General features: G+C 30.8%; 1 protein-coding gene. It reads left to right on the top strand.

The genetic code is table 11. The features are described 5' to 3' along the window. Positions 1–317: hypothetical protein (locus tag ESY88_RS21295; RefSeq protein WP_189702690.1), on the top strand; the 317-nt coding region annotated here is incomplete at its 5' end. Between the last annotated feature and the right edge of the window lie 187 nt (positions 318–504).

Below are 504 nucleotides of genomic sequence, written 5' to 3'. Positions count from 1 at the left end.
AAGACAGTCTCGAATTTGAAGTTTATGATTACCATTTCTCAAATAAAATTGATTCGACAAAAGCACCTGAATTTTACAATAAATTCAATACTCAAAGAGCTGAACAAGATTTTTTAGCTGGAAAAAAAAGATACTTACTCGGAAACGGAATTGAATACTCGAAAAAATTTATTGAACAATTAGAATTAAAGGCAAATGAATTCGGGTTCGAAATTGAATATCCTGAAAAAATGAGCGGAATTTTATCAGAACACAGAATTCTTTATAAGTATAACGAACGAATGAGAGAACTACTGGGAATAAAAAACTGGTGGTAACAATGTATAAAAAAAATAGGGCAAGTAAGTGCTAAACCCAATGGTTCAGGCTTGTTTGCGAAGTCGCCAAATCTTTTGATTTGGCTTTTAGATGAATAATATAAAACAAAATGCAAAAGATTTGGCTTGTGGATAATCCGAATAATTATTGCTTATTTACAGCCCTACTTCTTTTATACTAAACGTT

Source organism: Subsaximicrobium wynnwilliamsii, from assembly GCF_007997225.1.
Taxonomy (GTDB): Bacteria; Bacteroidota; Bacteroidia; order Flavobacteriales; family Flavobacteriaceae; genus Psychroserpens; species Psychroserpens wynnwilliamsii.
Note: the sequence above shows the minus strand (reverse complement) of the source record. Positions and strands in the feature narration are given on the sequence as shown.